General features: G+C 67.2%; 17 protein-coding genes. 8 read left to right on the top strand and 9 right to left on the bottom strand.

All coding sequences use genetic code 11. From position 1 onward, the window contains the following. Positions 1-18 precede the first annotated feature (18 nt). Entirely contained in the window at positions 19-921 is a 903-nt protein-coding gene (locus tag AC07R1_RS03110; RefSeq protein WP_495110097.1) for an alpha/beta hydrolase, read from the top strand. 117 nt (positions 922-1,038) lie between these two features. Then, positions 1,039-1,650 carry a DNA-3-methyladenine glycosylase family protein gene (locus AC07R1_RS03105; RefSeq protein WP_011060957.1) on the top strand — a complete coding sequence of 204 codons (612 nt, stop codon included), beginning with the start codon at positions 1,039-1,041 and terminating at the stop codon, positions 1,648-1,650. 110 nt (positions 1,651-1,760) lie between these two features. Here the strand turns inward: AC07R1_RS03105 and dctM are convergent, their stop codons facing one another. The 3 genes from dctM to AC07R1_RS03090 are packed head-to-tail and all read right to left on the bottom strand — an operon-like array spanning position 1,761 to position 4,732. Next, positions 1,761-3,041: a C4-dicarboxylate TRAP transporter large permease protein DctM gene (dctM, locus tag AC07R1_RS03100; RefSeq protein ID WP_011060956.1), complete on the bottom strand. Its 1,281-nt coding sequence runs from the start codon at positions 3,039-3,041 to the stop codon at positions 1,761-1,763. Continuing rightward, a complete protein-coding gene (locus tag AC07R1_RS03095) occupies positions 3,041-3,673 on the bottom strand; it encodes a TRAP transporter small permease (RefSeq protein ID WP_145713868.1) in 633 nt (210 codons plus the stop codon). The genes dctM and AC07R1_RS03095 overlap by 1 nt, the downstream gene beginning before the upstream one ends. Positions 3,674-3,730: 57 nt before the next feature. Then, positions 3,731-4,732 carry a TRAP transporter substrate-binding protein gene (locus AC07R1_RS03090; RefSeq protein ID WP_495110096.1) on the bottom strand — a complete coding sequence of 334 codons (1,002 nt, stop codon included), beginning with the start codon at positions 4,730-4,732 and terminating at the stop codon, positions 3,731-3,733. A gap of 487 nt (positions 4,733-5,219) precedes the next feature. Between AC07R1_RS03090 and AC07R1_RS03085 the strand changes: the two genes are divergently transcribed. The 5 genes from AC07R1_RS03085 to AC07R1_RS03065 all read left to right on the top strand — a co-directional run bounded on the left by AC07R1_RS03085 (position 5,220) and on the right by AC07R1_RS03065 (position 9,723). Continuing rightward, on the top strand, positions 5,220-6,251 hold the full coding sequence (locus AC07R1_RS03085) for an AraC family transcriptional regulator (protein WP_036996300.1): 1,032 nt from the start codon (positions 5,220-5,222) through the stop codon (positions 6,249-6,251). A 106-nt stretch (positions 6,252-6,357) separates the two neighbouring features. Beyond that, entirely contained in the window at positions 6,358-7,479 is a 1,122-nt protein-coding gene (locus AC07R1_RS03080; RefSeq protein ID WP_011060952.1) for a polyamine ABC transporter substrate-binding protein, read from the top strand. 105 nt (positions 7,480-7,584) lie between these two features. After that, on the top strand, positions 7,585-9,048 hold the full coding sequence (locus AC07R1_RS03075; protein WP_495110095.1) for an amidase: 1,464 nt from the start codon (positions 7,585-7,587) through the stop codon (positions 9,046-9,048). A gap of 63 nt (positions 9,049-9,111) precedes the next feature. Then, complete coding sequence (locus tag AC07R1_RS03070; RefSeq protein ID WP_011060950.1) at positions 9,112-9,441, top strand: hypothetical protein; 330 nt, start codon at positions 9,112-9,114, stop codon at positions 9,439-9,441. Between the two features lie 90 nt (positions 9,442-9,531). Next, the gene (locus AC07R1_RS03065; protein WP_011060949.1) at positions 9,532-9,723 is read left to right on the top strand and encodes a tautomerase family protein; all 192 of its coding nucleotides are present in this window, start codon (positions 9,532-9,534) and stop codon (positions 9,721-9,723) included. 28 nt (positions 9,724-9,751) lie between these two features. Here AC07R1_RS03065 and AC07R1_RS03060 read toward each other — a convergent pair whose 3' ends face one another. The 6 genes from AC07R1_RS03060 to AC07R1_RS03035 all read right to left on the bottom strand — a co-directional run bounded on the left by AC07R1_RS03060 (position 9,752) and on the right by AC07R1_RS03035 (position 16,065). Continuing rightward, positions 9,752-10,183 (bottom strand): HD domain-containing protein, encoded by a 432-nt coding sequence (locus tag AC07R1_RS03060; protein ID WP_011060948.1) that lies wholly within the window; start codon positions 10,181-10,183, stop codon positions 9,752-9,754. Between the two features lie 97 nt (positions 10,184-10,280). Continuing rightward, a complete protein-coding gene (locus AC07R1_RS03055; protein ID WP_495110094.1) occupies positions 10,281-11,093 on the bottom strand; it encodes an HpcH/HpaI aldolase/citrate lyase family protein in 813 nt (270 codons plus the stop codon). Positions 11,094-11,442: 349 nt separating this feature from the next. Beyond that, positions 11,443-12,648 carry a CaiB/BaiF CoA transferase family protein gene (locus tag AC07R1_RS03050; RefSeq protein ID WP_495110093.1) on the bottom strand — a complete coding sequence of 402 codons (1,206 nt, stop codon included), beginning with the start codon at positions 12,646-12,648 and terminating at the stop codon, positions 11,443-11,445. A gap of 32 nt (positions 12,649-12,680) precedes the next feature. Beyond that, a complete protein-coding gene (locus AC07R1_RS03045) occupies positions 12,681-14,030 on the bottom strand; it encodes an MmgE/PrpD family protein (protein WP_495110092.1) in 1,350 nt (449 codons plus the stop codon). Positions 14,031-14,039: 9 nt separating this feature from the next. Continuing rightward, on the bottom strand, positions 14,040-15,203 hold the full coding sequence (locus AC07R1_RS03040) for an acyl-CoA dehydrogenase family protein (RefSeq protein ID WP_495110091.1): 1,164 nt from the start codon (positions 15,201-15,203) through the stop codon (positions 14,040-14,042). Positions 15,204-15,237: 34 nt separating this feature from the next. After that, positions 15,238-16,065: an HTD2 family dehydratase gene (locus AC07R1_RS03035; RefSeq protein WP_495110090.1), complete on the bottom strand. Its 828-nt coding sequence runs from the start codon at positions 16,063-16,065 to the stop codon at positions 15,238-15,240. Positions 16,066-16,207: 142 nt separating this feature from the next. Between AC07R1_RS03035 and AC07R1_RS03030 the strand changes: the two genes are divergently transcribed. Next, positions 16,208-17,113, top strand: coding sequence for a LysR family transcriptional regulator (locus AC07R1_RS03030; protein WP_495110089.1), 906 nt, complete (start codon positions 16,208-16,210; stop codon positions 17,111-17,113). Positions 17,114-17,163 lie beyond the last annotated feature (50 nt).

Genomic DNA, 17,163 nt, shown 5'->3' with positions numbered 1-17,163 from the left:
GCCTGCCGAGAACGCCTGATGAGAACTTTTTTCCTGCCCCTGGCCCTGGCCTGGGGCCTTGCTGGAGCGGCCCTGGCCGCCCCCGCCCCGGACCAGCCCATGGACCGCAGCCTGCTGCAACGCCAGGACCTGCCCTACCGCTTCACTAGCCTGCAACTGGATTCCGCCGACGGCCAGCGGCACTACCAACTGTGGATCGGCAAGCCGTTGCAGGCGCCGCCGCCACAGGGCTACCCGGTGCTGTGGATGCTCGATGGCAACGCCGCCATCGGCGCCCTCGACCCCGAGCAGCTCAAGCGCCTGGACCAGGGCCAGGCGCCGCTGCTGGTGGCAGTGGGTTACCAGACCCCGCTGCGTATCGAGCGCAACGCCCGCACCTATGACTACACCCCGCAGCAACCGGGCCAGGCGCAGCAGCAAGACCCGCTGACCGGGCAACCCAGCGGCGGCGCGCAAGCCTTCCTGCAACTGCTGCGCGAACGCATGCGCCCGGCCGTGACGGCCCAGGCACCGATAGATACCGCGCAACAGACCCTGTGGGGCCACTCCTATGGCGGCCTGCTGGTGCTGCAGGCGCTGTTCAGCCAGCCCCAGGCGTTTCGACACTACGCCGCCGCGAGCCCTTCGCTGTGGTGGGGCGACGGCCTGATCCTGCCCCAGGCCCAGGGCCTGGCCGAGCGCCTGCAGGGCCATCATGCGCAATTGCTGCTGATGCGTGGCGGCGCCGAGCCGGGCAACCCGCGCCAGCCAGCAGGGCCCGAGGCCGACCAGCGCGCCCGCCAGTTGCAGGCGCAACTGGCCCAGGTGCCGGGGTTGGCCCTGGACTACCACAGTTTTGAAAAACTCAGCCATGGCCAAACCCTGGCGGCCTCGTTGCACTACGTGCTGGAGCGGCTCTACCTATCGGCGGCCAAGGACTGAAAACCCTGCGCCCGGGTGCAAGGCCCGGGCCGCGAGTTCCAGCGCAAGAGACAGGGTGCAAGCCTTGGGGCGGCAGGCTAATCTGCCGCTCGCCCCGCCACTTGTTCCGGATCGCCAATGCCCACCTGCCCTGCCACTCGTTTTCTTGCCGCACTGGATGCCGACTGGGCCGCGCTGATCGCCGCCGTCGGCCCCTGCCTGCACCAGCCCCGCCCGGAGCGCGAGCCTTACCAGGCGCTGGTGCGCGCGGTGGCCTACCAGCAACTGCATGCCCGCGCGGGCGACGCGATACTCGGCCGCCTGCGCGCTTTGTTTCCCGGGCAGGACTTCCCTACGCCCGGGCAACTGGCCGCTGCCAGCCTGGAGAGCCTGCGCGGCTGCGGCTTTTCCGCACGCAAGGTAGCGACCCTGCAGGGCATCGCCCAGGCCACCCTGGACGGCCGCGTCCCCGATGCCGCCAGCGCCCGTGGCCTGGATGACGAACAGTTGATAGAGCGCCTGATCCAGCTGCCTGGCATTGGCCGCTGGACCGTGGAGATGCTGCTGATCTACAGCCTTGAGCGCGAGGACATACTGCCCGTGGACGACTTTGGCGTACGCGAAGGTTATCGCCGCCTGAAAGACCTGGAGAAACAGCCCAGCCCCCGGCAGCTGCGCCAGATCGGCCAGGCCTGGAGCCCCTGGCGCACCACTGCTGCCTGGTACCTGTGGCGCGTGCCGACGGCCTGAACACCGCGCACTTGACCCGGTGCGGACTGGCCGCTGCGCGGTTCGCCGGCAAGCCGGCTCCTACGGGGTTATGCGCGCCTGTAGGAGCTGGCTTGCCAGCGATGGGGGCGCTACATGCCCAGCCAGTTGGGCAAGGCCAGGGAGATCAGCGGCACGTAGGTCACCAGGATCAGGAACAGCAGCAGGATCATCAGCCACGGCATCGCCGCGCGGATGGTCTGGCCCAGGGTCAGGCCGGTCACCGCCGAGGTCACGAACAGGTTCAGGCCCACCGGCGGGTGCACCAGGCCGATCTCCATGTTGACCACCATGACGATGCCCAGGTGAATCGGGTCGATCCCCAGTTTCATGGCAATCGGGAAGAAGATCGGCGCCAGGATCAGCACGATCGCCGAGGGCTCCATGAAGCTGCCCGCCACCAGCAGCACCACGTTGACCATCAGCAGGAAACCGATCGGCGTCAGGCCTTCGGAAATCACCCAGGCGGTGATTTCCTGGGGGATCTGTTCGGTGGTCAGCACATGGGCGAAGAGCATGGCGTTGGCGATGATGAACATCAGCATGATCGACAGCCGGCCCGACTCCAGCAGCACCTTGGGGCAGTCCCGCAGCTTCATGTCGCGGTACACGAACAGGGCGACGAAGGCCGAGTACACCGCCGCCACCGCCGCCGCCTCAGTGGGCGTGAACATGCCGCTGTAGATGCCGCCAAGGATGATCACCAGCAACAACAGGCCCCAGAACGCCCGGCGCGCAGCACTCAGCCACTGGCCAAAGGTGGCCCGTGGCTGGGCCGGCAGCTTTTTCACCCGGGCCACGATGTAGATCGCCACCATCAGCAGCAGGCCCAGCAGCAAGCCGGGCACCACGCCGGCCATGAACAGCTTGCCCACCGAAGTCTCGGTGGCCGCCGAGTACACCACCATGACGATCGACGGCGGAATCAGGATGCCCAGGGTCCCGGCGTTGCAGATGATCCCGGCGCCGAACTCCTTGGGATAGCCGGAGCGCACCATGCCCGCCACGGCAATCGAGCCTACCGCCGCCACGGTGGCCGGCGAGGAACCGGACAGCGCGGCGAACAGCATGCAGGCCAGCACCGCGGCAATTGCCAGGCCGCCACGGATGTGGCCGACGCAGGCGTTGGCGAAGTCGATCAGGCGCTGGGCCACGCCGCCGGTGGTCATGAAGGCCCCGGACAAGAGGAAGAACGGAATCGCCAGGAAGGTGTAGGCGTCGGAGGTCTCGAACAGCTTGATCGCCAGGGAGCTCAGGGAGTCCTGGCTGAACATCAGGATCGACACCGCCCCCGACAGGCCCAGGGCAATGGCGATGGGCACGCCGAGGAACATGAACACGAACAGCAGCAGAAACAGACAGAGCACGGCCATCAGTGACGCTCCTCATGGCTGCCCGCCAGCTTGCTGGCCTCGCCCGCCTCGTCGGCCAGGCCCAGGCCGAACTGCCGTCGGGTGAAGATGCGGTAGAAGATTTCCAGGTAGCGGATCAGCACCAGGGCGAAGCCGATGGGCACTATCACCACGATATGGCTGACCCGGATGCCGAAGCGGTCCAGGTCTTCGGCGCCGATATGGGCGGCCATGATCGCGCTCAGCCACTTGAAGCTGGCGACCATGAACAGCCCGGCGTACACCAGGCAGCACAGGCAGGCGAGCAGCGCCAGGTAGCGCTGCACCGGGCGCGGGGTCAGGCGCACCAGGGCGTCCACCCCCAGGTGCCCGGCGGTGCGCACGCCATAGGAGATGCCGAAGAAGATCAGCCAGCCGAACATCGCCTTGGTCAGGGCCACGCTCCAGGTCATGTCCTGGGCCAGGCCCATGGTGGCGTCGCCCAGAGCGTTGAAGAAGGCGCTGCTGGCGGCCCATTTGTCGGCCAGGGCGAAGAACAGGGTGTAGATGTTGTTGAGCATCACGTAGACGAAGGTCACCAGGGTCATGGTCGCCAGCAGCAGGGCAATCAGGCCCTCCTCCAGGTGCTCCCAGATACGTCTCAGGGACTGCATAGAGATACCTCGCGAAACGGGCAGTGGCCGTCCGCCGCGGACGGCCGGGAGGGCGTATCAGTGGCGCTGGTTGGCAGCGTCGGCGGCCTTGATCAGGTCGGCGCCGATCTCGTCCTCGAACTTGCTCCACACCGGGCGCATGGTGTCGCGCCAGGCCTGGCGCTGGTCGGGGGTCAGTTCGATGATTTCGCTGGTCCTGGCCTCGACGATCTTCTGCCGGGCGCTCTGGTTCAGGGCCTCGGCCTGTTTGTTCACCTCCAGCGAGACCTCGGCCATGATGGCTTCCAGCTCGCCGCGCACGTCCGCCGGCAGGCCGTTCCAGAAGCTCGCGTTGGTGATCACCATGTAGTCGATCAGGCCGTGGTTGGACTCGGTGAAGTACTTCTGCACCTCATTGACCTTCTGGCTTTCATAGTTCGACCAGGTGTTCTCGGTGCCGTTGACGGTGCCAGTCTGCAGGCCCTGGTAGACCTCGGCGAAACTCATCTTGCGCGGGTTGGCGCGCATCGCCTTGAACTGCTCTTCGAGCACGCTGGAGGCCTGCACGCGAAACTTCAGGCCACGGGCGTCCTTGGGTTCGTGCAGGGGCTTGTTGGCCGACAACTGCTTCAGGCCGTTGTGCCAGTAGGCCAGGCCGAGAATGCCCTTGCCCTGCATCGAGGTCAGCAACTGCTTGCCTTCGGCGGCCTGGAAGCGGTCCACCGCCGCCAGGTCGTCGAACAGGAACGGCAGGTCGTAGATCTGGATCTTTTTCGTGTACTGCTCGAATTTGGCCAGGGACGGCGCCAGCATCTGCACATCCCCCAGCAGCAGCGCCTCCATTTCCTTGCCATCGCCGAACAGCGACGAGTTGGGGTAGACCTCGACCTTGACCCGCCCCGGCAGGCGCTCCTCGGCGAGCTTCTTGAACAGCAGCGCGCCCTGGCCCTTGGGGGTGTTCTCGGCCACCACGTGGGCGAACTTGATGATGATCGGGTTGCCGGTGGATTCGGCGGCCTGGGCCACCCCGGCAGCAAGCAATGCGGCGGCACAGAACAGCGCTCTTGAGAGCTTGAACATGGACTTCACCTTTTTATTGTTGTGATTGAGGGAAGAGTGCCTAAGGCATGGCGTATAGAGAATTTCGAATTTTTGATACCCGCGTTCACCCCCGCCGAACGCTCCGCCCCATGTAGGAGCCGGCTTGCCGGCGAAAGGGCCCCCGAGCCCTGCGCCGCCCCCGCCAGCGTCTTCGCTGGCAAGCCAGCTCCTACAACGGGCAGTGCCTGCGCAATCGGCGCCGCCCACCACCCCGTAGGAGCCGGCTTGCCGGCGAAAGGGCCCTTGAGCCCTGCGCCGCCCCTGCCAGCGCCTTCGCTGGCAAGCCAGCTCCTGCAACGGGCAGTGCCTGCGCAATCGGCGCCGCCCACCTCCCCGTAGGAGCCGGCTTGCCGGCGAAAGGGCCCCCTAGCCCTGCGCCGCCCCCGCCAGCGCCTGCAAGGGGCAATTGAACCGCGGGCGCGTAACCCCTAAAGTCACGCCTCCCGATATCACTCTGAGATCGTCGATGACCGCCCTTCGCTTGACCACCCTGCATACCACCCAAGCGGTGCTGGACGCCTTCCGTGACAGCGACGTACCCGCCCAGGTGCTGCTGGAGGGCAGCGGCATCCAGCTGGCGGACCTGGAGCTGCCCAACAGCCTGATCAATATCAGCCAGGAAATGCGCGTGTTCAGCAACGCCGTGCAGTTTCGCCAGGACCTGGGGCTGGTGCTGGGGCGCAACCTGCACATTTCCGCCTACGGCATGTTCGGCCTGACCCTGCTGACCAGCGCCACCCTGCGCGAAGGCTGGTCCCTGGCGCTGCGCTACCCCTTGCTGCTGGGCACCTTCTTCCGCCTCGACCTTGAGGTCCGCGACGGCCTGGCCTGGCTCACCGCCGACCAGTACAGCGAAAGCGAACTTGAGGTGTTCAACACCGATTTCTGCATGTCGTCCTACCGGGTCACCTGCCAGGACCTGCTGGGTTGCTCCCTGCCCCTGCGCCAGGTGCAACTGATGCATGGCCCCCAGCCCTATATGGACAGCTACGAGCAGGCCTTCAATTGCCCGGTGCAGTTCAATGCCGGGCGCAATGCCATCGGCTTCGACCTGGAGTGGCTGGACCGGCGCCTGCCCCTGGCGGACCTGGTGACCCAGAACGACATGCTGCAACGCTGCATCCGCCTCAACGAGGAGCTCAGCGCGCGGCCGACCTGGATCGACCAGGTGCGGCGCATCCTCAATGAACAGCTGCACGCGGTGCCGGATTTCGACAGCCTGGCGCGCCAGGTGCACTGCTCCCCCAGCACCCTGCGCCGACGCCTGCGAGCCCAGGACACCAGCTATCAGCAGTTGCTGGACGAGTTGCGCTACGCCCGCGCCCAGCAGTTGCTGGGCCAGCACAGCCTGCCCATCTACCGCATCGCCGAAGCCCTGGGCTTCAAGGAAACCGCAAGTTTCCGCCACGCCTTCCAACGCTGGAGCGGCGTCGCTCCTGGGCGCTTCCGCCAGCTGGCCGGCCAGCTCGGGCCGCTCTCGGACTGCGCCGAAGATTGACGCTAAATATCCCCTATTGACCGTTGCAAGCATTCTCTCTGCGACCTATCCGACGAAAAATGTCCGCCTCGGATGGTTCCGCTCATTTCGGACATGGAGTTGTCATATGAAATCGTTGCACACCGCCCTCTCCCGCCTCGCCACGGCCTGCACCCTCGGTGCCCTGGCCCTGGCCGCCTCTGTCACCGCCCAGGCCGCCCCCGAGCGCACGGTGAACATCTTCAACTGGTCGGAGTACATCGCTCCCAACACCATCAAGGATTTCCAGGCCCAGAGCGGGATCAAGGTCAAGTACGACATCTTCGAAAGCAACGAAGTGCTCGAAGCCAAGCTGCTGACCGGCAACAGCGGCTATGACGTGGTGGTGCCCTCCAGCGGTTTCGTCAGCAAGCAGATCAGCGCCGGCGCCTTCCAGCCCCTGGACCGCGGGCAGTTGCCGAACTGGAAGAACCTCGACCCGGCCGTGATGAAGCTGCTGGAGCAGAGCGACCCGGGCAACCGCTACGTGATCCCCTACATGTGGGGCACCAACCTGATCGGCTACAACCGCGACAAGGTCCAGGAGCTGCTGGGCAGCGACGCGCCGGTCAACAGCTGGGACCTGGTGTTCAAGGAAGAGAACCTGAAGAAGCTCAGCCAGTGCGGCGTGACCTTCCTCGACTCGCCCACCGAAATGCTGCCCCTGGCCCTGCACTACCTGGGCCTGGACCCCAACAGCCAGAACCCCGAGGACTACCGCAAGGCCGAGGCCATGCTGCTCAAGCTGCGTCCCTACGTGCGCTACTTCCATAGCGCCAAGTGGATGGGCGATATCGCCAACGGCAACATCTGTGTGGCCGTGGGCTACTCCGGCGGCTTCCTGCAGGCGGCCAACCGCGCCAACGAAGCCAAGAACGGCGTGCACATCGAAATGCGCATTCCCAAGGAAGGCACCCTGGTGTGGATCGACACCGTGGCCATTCCCGCCGGCGCCAAGCACGTGGACACCGCCCACGCCTTCCTCAATTACCTGATGGAACCCAAGGTCATTGCCTCCATCAGCAACTACGTCGGCTACCCCAACGGCGTGACCGATTCCAAGCCGTTCATCCAGCAGTCGCTGCTGGACAACCCGGACCTGTTCCCCAGCGCCGAGACCATGACCCGCCTCTACCCCCTGGCCCCGCTGCCGGCCAAGGCCGAGCGCACCCGGACCCGGACCTGGGTCAAGGTCACCAGTGGCCGCTGAGTCATTCACTGCGAAGGCCCACCAGGACGCCGCCAACGGCGTCCATGCCGCCTTTCCACGCCGTGGCGCAGCCCGCGCCCGGCGTGCTTGAACGAAGAGCCGAATATGCCGTTGCCCACTTCCAGCCAAGCGGCCCTGCCGCACCTGTCGATCGAGGCGCTGCTGCAGGGTTTCGCCACCTTGCAGTTCACCCCGGTGGACGTGCTGCAGGCCGTGCTGGCGCAGATCGAGCGCCACGAGCCACAGCTCAACGCCCTCTGCGAACGCCAGGACCCGGCCTCGCTGCGCGCTGCCCAGGCGTCCACCGCGCGCTGGGCCGCCGGGCAACCCATGGGCCGGCTGGATGGCATTCCGATCCTGGTCAAGGACAACAACGACGTACAGGGCTGGCAGACCCGCAGTGGTTCCCGAGCCCTGGCCAACCGCCCGGCCATGACCCGGGACTCCAGCCTGGTGGCACGCCTGCGTGAAGCCGGGGCGATCTTCATCGCCAAGACCACCCTGCCGGAACTGGGCAGCACGCCCCTGACCGACAGCCCGTTGACCGGCATCACCCGCAACCCGTGGAACCTGGCCCTGCATGCCGGTGGCAGCAGTGGCGGCAGTACTGCGGGGGTCGCAGCCGGTTATGCCCCGGCCGCGACAGGCAACGATGCCGCCGGTTCGATCCGTACCCCGTCGAGCTTTTGCGGCGTGGTCGGCTTCAAGCCCAGCCATGGCCTGGTGTCCGCCTGCCCGAGCATCGACCCGGGCGGCATGGCCGCCGAAGGGCCGATTGCCCGCCACGTGCGCGACATTGCCCTGTTGATGGAGCTCATGGCCGTGCACGAGCCCGGCGAGCCCTTTGCCTGGCCCCATGGGCCCAGGGATTTCCTCAGCTCCATCGAGGACGGCGTCGCCGGCCTGCGCATCGCCTTCAGCGCCGACCTGGGCTACGCCGCCCATGTCGACCCGCAGATCGCCGCAGCCTGCCTGAACGCTGCCAGGCTGTTGCAGGAAGCCGGCGCCACCCTGGTCCTGGCCTCGCCGGACATCGGCAACCCGGCGCCGAACTACCTGCGGGCCTGGCCGGTGGAAGTGGCCTGCGCCGTGGCCCAGGAAATACCCGCCGAGGACCGCCATCTGGTGGGGGACTTTCTCCAGCAGGCCCAGGTCCGCGCGCGCCAGCTCAATGCCCTGGACTACGCCTGTGCGGTGGAGGAGCGCCATCAGGTGGCGCAGAAGCTTCACGCTTTCCTGGGTGAGTACGACCTGCTGCTGACCCCTGCCGCGGTGGTCGAACCCTTCGCCGTGGAACGCCTGCTGCCGCCGGACTGGCCGGAACAGATCAGCGCCATGTGGCAGCCCACCACCTTCCCGTTCAATTTCAGCCGCCAGCCAGCGTTGAGCCTGCCTTGCGCCCTGAGCGAGGCGGGCCTGCCCATCGGCCTGCAGATCGTCGCCCGCTTCGGCCGCGACGCCCTGGTACTGAGGGCCGCACGGGCCCTGGAAAAACGGCTGCCCGAGGGGGTGTTCCGCCACCCCGCCGGGCTGCACGACGCCCCCCAGGCGTCACCCGCAAACCGCTAGACCCGCACAGAACACAATGCCGACGCCGGCCACGGCGAAGGCTCACGGACAAGGAGGTGGACCATGGATTCTTCAAGCAGTTGGTATCAAGACACCCAATTCGACCACGACATCTACGTGATGATCATTCGTGAACCGAGCTCTCCCAGCCTTGATCCCCATCAGTCCGGTTCCAGCTACAGCTACGTCGGCCGCCTCACCGGCCACGGCCAGCACCCGTGCTTTTCCGTGCACTTCGCCTGCCCGCCCTACGGCAACGACTACGCCAGCACTGAAGCCGCGCTGCAGGCCGGCCTGGCCCATGGCCGGGCGCTGATCGAGCACTGGCGCACCCGTGGGCGCAAGCCACCGGCACGCACCGCCGAAGTGGCGCTGTCCAGCTACAGCAACTGACGCACCAAGGCCCCTGGCTGGCAGGAGGGCAGCGGCTGTCGTAGGCTGCCCTGCCGCCCGTCCATGCACCATCACCTGGAGTGTCGATCCATGCCCTATATCAACCTGCAGATCACCAAGGGCGCCACGCGCCAGCAGAAGGCCCAACTGGTCAAGGAATTCACCGAATCCCTGGTGCGGGTACTGGGCAAGAAGCCCGAGCATACCCACATCGTGATCCAGGAAATCGACGGCAGCGATTGGGGGTTTGCCGGCGAGCTCAGCGACGACGACCAGGCCTGAGCCGCTGCTGGGCGCAGGTATCACGAGCTCAGTCGCACGCCAGTGAGTTCAGGTAGTCCGTGGCCTGGCGGTACTTCTCCAGGCGCCGCAGGTCTTCGGCACCCGGTTCGGGGATGCGCGACAGGTCGCTGTTTTCCGCCAGATCCGCCAGCTTCACTTGCCGCGCCAGGGGGTTCGCGCCTGCGCGGCGGATGAACGCCGGGTAGTCCTCGCCTGCAACCTTGGTCAGCGCCAGCAGTGCCGCCAGCACCTCTTCGCTGAAGCCCTCGCCCCGCAACTGCTCCGGGGTGATGGGGCAGTCTTCCAGGACATCGTGCAGCACCGCGACAATCCGCGCCTCGGGGTGTGTCAGGCGCAGCATCACGCGCAAGGGATGCAGGATGTAGGGCGCGCCGCCCTTGTCGACTTGCCCGGCATGGGCCTGGGCGGCCAGCGCGATGGCCCGCTCCAGGCTGCTCATCGGACGCTACCGCAGGTGTATGGGGCTGAGCCGTGCATGGTGCCACCTCGACAAAAAGACCGCGCCATTCTACCTGCGCCGCGGCCCGGGCGCAGGGTCAGGCCATCGCCAGCAAGCGCTGGGCCCGCAGCAGCACCGGGGCATCGACCATCTGCCCATCCACCTGGTAGGCCCCGGCACCCTCGCGCCCGCCTTCCACCACCCGTTGGGCCCAGGCCAACTCCTCGGCGCTGGGCGCCAGGGCCTGGTGGATCACCGGCACCTGGGCCGGGTGGATGCACAGCGCACCGGCAAAGCCCATGGCGTAGGCGTGGCGGACCGAGGCGGCCAGGCCCTGGCTGTCGGCGATGCCGGGAAACACCCCGTCCAGCGGCGCCTGCAGCCCCGCCGCCCGGGAGTGCAGGATCAGCGCCAGCCGCGCCTGGTCCAGGGCGAACTGGGCCGCCGCCGAGCCGCTGCTGAGGTTGAGGTCCAGGGCCAGGTCCAGGCCGCCGAACGACAGGCGCTGGACCCCGGGGGCGCTGGCGATCTCGCCCAGGGTCAGCAAGCCCCGGGCACTTTCGATGATCGGCCAGACCAGGCGGCCGCTGGCGGCCACCCGCGCCACTTGGGCTGCGCTCTCGACTTTCGGCAGGAGAATGCCCACCACACCGGCATGGGCCTGGCAGAACGCCAGGTCGGCCAGGTGCTGGGGGTGCTCGGGTGCGTTGATTCGTACCCAGACCCGGACCTGGGGCTGCGCCAGCAGGAAGCGCCCCAGGTGCTCTCGCGCCTGCACCTTGAGGGGTTCCTCGACGGCGTCCTCGAAATCGACGATCACCGCATCGGCGCCACAGGCCAGGGCCTTGGCGAAACGCTCGGGGCGGCTGCCGGGGACGAACAGCGCGGAGCGGACAATGGGGTTGGACATGTTCGGATCCTTGTTATTGGAAGACCAATGGCGGCCAGGCTTGCTGCCCGGCCCCTACGGCAAGAGCCTGGTGTTGCCCTGCCCTCCGTAGGAGCCGGCTTGCCGGCGAAGGCAATCTCAGGGGCCCCTTCGCTGGCAAGCCAGTTCCTACGCTAAGAGCCTGGTGTGTCCTGCCCTCCGTAGGAGCCGGCTTGCCGGCGAAGTCGATCTCAGGGGCCTCTTCGCTGGCAAGCCAGCTCCTACGATAAGAGCCTGGTGTTGCCCTGCCCTCCGTAGGAGCCGGCTTGCCGGTGAAGGCGATCTCGCGGCCTCTACGCTGGCAAGCCGGCTCCTACGGGGAGGTTGGGGTTCAGATGACTCCACGGGCCTGCAGTTGCTCGATGCCTTGCGGGCTCAGGCCCAGCTCGGCGAGTATCGCTGCGCTGTGCTGGCCCAGCGCCGGGACTGCGTCCATGCGCGGCCCATAGGCGCTGTTGCGCGCCGGTGGCAACAGCGCCGGCAGGCGGCCCGCCGGGCTGTCCACCTGGCGCCAGGCATCCCGGGCCGCCAGTTGCGGGTGCTGCCACACGCCCTGCATGTCGTTGACCCGGGCGTTGGCGATCTGCGCCTGCTCCAGCCGTTCGATCACCTGGGCGACGCTGAGCCGGGCAAAGCGCTCGACGATGATCTGGCGCAGCGCCTCGCGGTTGGCCGAACGCTTGAAGTTGGCGCCAAAGCGCTCGTCCGTGGCCAGTTCGGGCAGCTCCAGCACCTTGTCGCAGAAGGCCGCCCATTCCCGTTCGTTCTGCAGGCCGAGCATCACCGTGCCACCGTCACCCGCGGGAAACGGCCCGTAGGGGTAGATGGTGGAATGGGCCGCGCCGGCCCGGGGTGGCGGTTCGGCGCCTTCGAAGGCGTAGTACAGGGGGTAGCCCATCCACTCCACCAGGCTTTCCAGCATGCTGATGTCGATGCGGCTGCCCAGGCCGGTGCGCCCACGCAGCAGCAGGGCCGAAAGAATGCCGCTGTAGGCGTACATGCCGGCGGCAATGTCGGCGATCGAGCAACCGGCCTTGGCCATCTGCTCCGGTTCGGGGCCGCCGGTCACCGATACAAAGCCGCCTTCGCTCTGGATCAGCAGGTCGTAGGCCTTTTTCCGCTCATAGGGGCCGCCTTCGCCGTAGCCGGAAATATCGCAGACGATCAGCCGTGGAAAGCGCTCATGCAGCGCCTCGAACGACAGCCCCATGCGCGCCGCCGCCCCCGGTGCCAGGTTCTGCACCAGCACGTCGGCCCCGGCCAGCAGGCTGTCCAGCAGGCCCTCGGCTTCGGGCTGCTTGAGGTCCAGGCTCAGGCTTTCCTTGGAGCGGTTGGTCCACACGAAGTGCGAGGCCAGACCCTTGACCCGCTGGTCGTAGCCCCGGGCGAAATCGCCGCTGCCGGGGCGCTCGACCTTGATCACCCGGGCGCCCAGGTCCGCCAGCTGGCGGGTGCAGAACGGCGCGGCAATGGCGTGTTCCAGGCTGACCACGGTGATGCCGTCCAGGGGCCGTGGCTGTGCTGTGTTGTCAGTCATGTTCGGTCCTCGCCCTGTTCGATGTCGGGCATTCAGAGCAGTGAGTTGAGGTCGGCAGCGTCCCGCAGGGCCCAGACCCGGCGGATCAAGGCATTGCCCTGCTCCGGGGTGCGGGCGCCGGAGAACTGCAGCAGGCGCTGGAACTTGTCTTCCAGCTCGGCCCGGGACAGGCCATTGCCCGGGTCACCCTTGGGCTCATCGATGGCGCCGTGCAGGGTGCGGCCGTCCACGCACTGCACCTCGACCCGGCCCAGCCAGCGCGCTGGATAGGCCGCATCGACTTCAGGGTCCAGCTGCATGCCGACCTTGTCGCGAAACGCCGCGACCCGGGGGTCGTTCAGCCCATGGCGCTGGAACTCCGGCAACCCGGCCTTGCCGTGCACGGCGATCAGGCCGAGCACGGTGCCCATGGAGAACTTGGCCTGGTGCACGGTCTGCGGCACCTGGACCCGGCCCAGCACATCGATGGCGCCCTGGTGCACCCGGGTCAGCACCCGGGCAATCTGCCCGTGTTCCAGGCCTTCGCGCTGCATCACCTCAAGCAAGGCATCGGCGGCGGGATGGGTGTGGCGGCACGAGGCGTGGAACTTGAACGAGGTTTCCAGCAGCGCCCAGCGGCTGCCCAGGCGGGCACTGAGCAATGCCGGTTCGGCATCCCGGGACATGCCGGCGGCCATGCCCTGCTCGCCTTCGAGGATATTGCGCGCACCGCTCAGGCCGTCCCGGGTCAGGTAGGCGGCCAGCAGGCCATCGGCGGCGGCCTTGGCGGTGTGCAATTGCTTGGAGTCGGCGGCGTCGCGCAAGAATTCCCAGAGCCCGGCGGCCTGAGTCCCGGCGCTGCCCAGCAGGTTGATGAACTGCTCGCTGTCGAATTCCATCAGCTTGCCTACCGCCACCGCGGCGGCCAGGGTGCCGACGGTGGCCGTGGTGTGGAAGATCCGGTAGTGGGAACGGCCCATGAATTCGCCGATGCGGATCCCTGCCTCATAACCGCCCACCGCCGCCAGCAGCAGCTCGCGGCCGGACTTGCCCAGGTCCTGGGCGGCCGCCAGCGCCGCCGGGAACACCACGGTGGCCGGGTGCAGCACAGAGCTGTTGTGCAGGTCGTCCTGCTCCACCAGGTGCGACGAGGCAGCGTTGACCAGGGCGGCGAAATACGCCGAGCTGCCGGCCCCATTGACCAGGATGCGCGCCGGGCCACTGGCCGGGCCCATGTGCCGGGCATAGGCCTCGAACAAGGGGATCGGGTGCGCGCCCTGGGCCGCCAGGGCCGAGCCCAGCCAGTCGAGGAACAGTTCTTGGGTGCGCAGCAGGACGTTTTCCGGCAGGTCGGCGTAGCGCAGGCCGGCGAGGAACCCGGCCAGATCGTGGGTATGGCTCATGGGGGCTCCTTAGAAGCTGCGGGGCAGCTCCAGCAAATGCTCGGCGACGTAGGACAGGATCAGGTTGGTGGAGATCGGCGCCACCTGGTACAGCCGGGTCTCGCGGAATTTGCGCTCGACGTCGTACTCGCAGGCAAAGCCGAAGCCGCCGTGGGTCTGCAGGCAGGCGTTGGCCGCTTCCCAGGAAGCCTTGGCCGCCAGGTACTTGGCCATGTTGGCGCTGGCCCCGGCGTTGTGCCCGCTGTCGTATTCCTCGCAGGCGCGCCAGCGCATCAGGTCGGCGGCCTCGATCTCGATATGGGCCTCGGCAATCGGGAACTGCACGCCCTGGTTCTGGCCGATGGGCCGGCCGAACACCACCCGGTCGCGAGCATAGGCGCTGGCCTTGTCGATGAACCAGCGGCCATCGCCGATGCATTCGGCGGCGATCAGCGTGCGCTCGGCGTTGAGGCCGTCGAGGATGTACTTGAAGCCCTTGCCCTCCTCGCCAATCAGGCTGTCGGCGGGCAGCTCCAGGTTGTCGAAGAACAGCTCGTTGGTCTCGTGGTTGACCATGTTGGCAATGGGCTGCACGGTCAGGCCGTTGCCGATGGCCTGGCGCAGGTCCACCAGGAAGATCGACATGCCTTCGGACTTCTTGCGCACCTCGGCCAGTGGCGTGGTGCGGGCCAGCAGGATCATCAGGTCGGAATGCTGGATGCGCGAGATCCACACCTTCTGCCCGTTGATCACGTACTTGTCGCCGCGGCGGATGGCAGTGGTCTTGATCTTGGTGGTGTCGGTGCCGGTGGTGGGCTCGGTGACGCCCATCGATTGCAGGCGCAGTTCGCCGCTGGCGAGCTTGGGCAGGTAGTAGTGCTTCTGCGCCTGTCTGCCGTGGCGCAGCAGGGTGAACATGTTGTACATCTGCCCGTGCACGGTGCCGGAGTTGCCGCCGCAGCGGTTCACCTCTTCGAGGATCACCGAGGCTTCGGCCAGCCCCAGGCCGGAGCCGCCGTACTCGGCAGGGATCATCGCCGCCAGCCAGCCAGCCTCGGTCAGGGCCTTGACGAAGGCTTCCGGGAAGCCCTTGCGCTCATCGATGCCGCGCCAGTAGGCGGCGTCGAATTCGGCACACAGGGCACGCACGCCTTCACGGATGGCATTGAGTTCTTCAGTGTCATGGGGGGTCATCAATCGGCACTCCGCCTTTGCTTATTGTTGGAATTCAGTCGAACTGCACTTCGCCGCGCTGGGCCAGCCCGGAGCCGTCGCCGGCCCACAGTTCGGCGTGGCCAGGGGCGCTGATGCGCCCGCCGACCTCGAAAGGCTGCGGGGCAATCAAGGGCCGCAGGCCGCGGTAGGCGAAATGGCGCAGGCGCGCCTCGGGGTGGGCCCGGCAGAAGGCCCCCAGGCTCAGGGTGGCGATCAGCGGGCCGTGCACCACCAGCCCCGGGTAGCCCTCGGTGGCGGTGACGTAGGGATAGTCGTAGTGGATACGATGGCCGTTGAAGGTCACCGCGCTGTAGCGAAACAGCAGGGTCGGCGTGGGCTCCACCGGCTCGCGCCAGTCGCCTTCGGGCAGCAGCTCGCCACTGCTGATTTTCGGCGGGGACGCTTCGCGGTAGACGATGTCCTGTTCTTCGCGCAGCGCCAGTTGGCCGTCCTGAAAATATTCGTGACACAGGGTGACGAACAGCAGCTTGCCGGTGCGCCCGGCCTTTTCCTCGACCTGGAGGATGGTACTGGTGCAACTAGCCTCGGCGCCGGCCCGCAGCGGCCGGTGAAACGCCAGGCGGCCACCGGCCCACATGCGGTTGCGGTTGGCCGCCGGCGGCAGGAAACCGCCCCGCGCCGGATGCCCGTCGCCGCCCAGGGCCGAGGCCGGCTGTGGCTGCTGGAAGAAACACCAGTGCCACAACGGCGGCAGGGCCTCGCCCGGGGCCGGGGCGGGCTGGCCGAACGTGGCGGCGATGCGGGCCAGCAGGTTATGGCTGAGGTGGTCGTCGATCCGCTGGCTGCGGCCGATCCAGGCGCTGGGGTCGGTGGCACTCATGGTGGCAGGGTCCTGTGGCACGAAGGTGATGGCGGCCATCATGCAAGGGGCTGGCGCGTATGGAGAATTTGCATTTCTATAAACCGGCGTTCGTTTATGCTGAACGCCATTCGCCCCTACCCCTGCCTTCAGGAGCCCGGACATGCATTTCGATCTGGCGGACCTGCGCCTGTTTATCCATATTGCCGAATCCCCCAGCCTGACCCAGGGCGCGCGCCGCGCCTTCCTCTCGCCAGCGGCCGCCAGCGCGCGGATCAAGGCCCTGGAAGGCCAGCTCGAAACCCGCCTGCTGTACCGCGACAGCCGTGGCGTGGAAGTCACCCCCGCCGGCGAACGGCTGCTGCAGCACGCGCGGCTGATCATGCGCCAGGTGGATTACCTGAAAAGCGAATTCACCCAGTACGGCGGTGATTCCTCCGGGCACATCCGCATCTTCGCCAACACCACGGCGGTCACCGAATTCTTGCCGGAAGTGCTGGCGAAATTTCTCTCGGTACGCCCGGGAGTCACGGTGGACCTGCAGGAGCGCCTGTCCCGGGACATCGTTCGCGGTGTGCTGGACGGCACCAGCGACATGGGCATCATCGCCGGCCCGGTGGAAGCCAGCGGCCTGCAGGTGCTGCACTTCAGCACCGACCACCTGGTGCTGATGGTGCCCGTGGGCCACCCGCTGTCGGGGCAGGCTTCGGTGAACCTGGAACAGACCCTGGCCTACCAGCACATCGGCCTGCATGAAGGCAGCACCCTCTTGACCTTCCTGCGCGAGCACGTGGAGCGCCTGGGCAAGCAACTCTCGCTGCGCATCCAGGTGTCGAGCTTCGAAGCGATCTGCCGCATGGTGGAAGCCGGGGTCGGCATCGGCATCATTCCCGAGTCCGCGGCCTTGCGGCACAGCCGCACCATGCAGCTGGTGACGGTGAAGCTGGATGAAAGCTGGGCCGTGCGCGAACGCAGCATCATCGTCCGCGAACTGGAGGCCCTGCCCGGCAGCGTGCGGGCGCTGATCGCGACGCTGATGCCCGATGCCCGGAGCCCGCAAGCCTCGTGACCGGTGATCGCCCTGGCCGGCAGCGCAAGCAGAGACATTGATGCCGATCA

The sequence above is a fragment of the Pseudomonas sp. GW821-FHT07F01 genome (genome assembly GCF_059418825.1).
The sequence above is the reverse complement of the archived record's forward strand: the minus strand, read 5'-3'. Positions and strand labels throughout refer to the sequence as shown.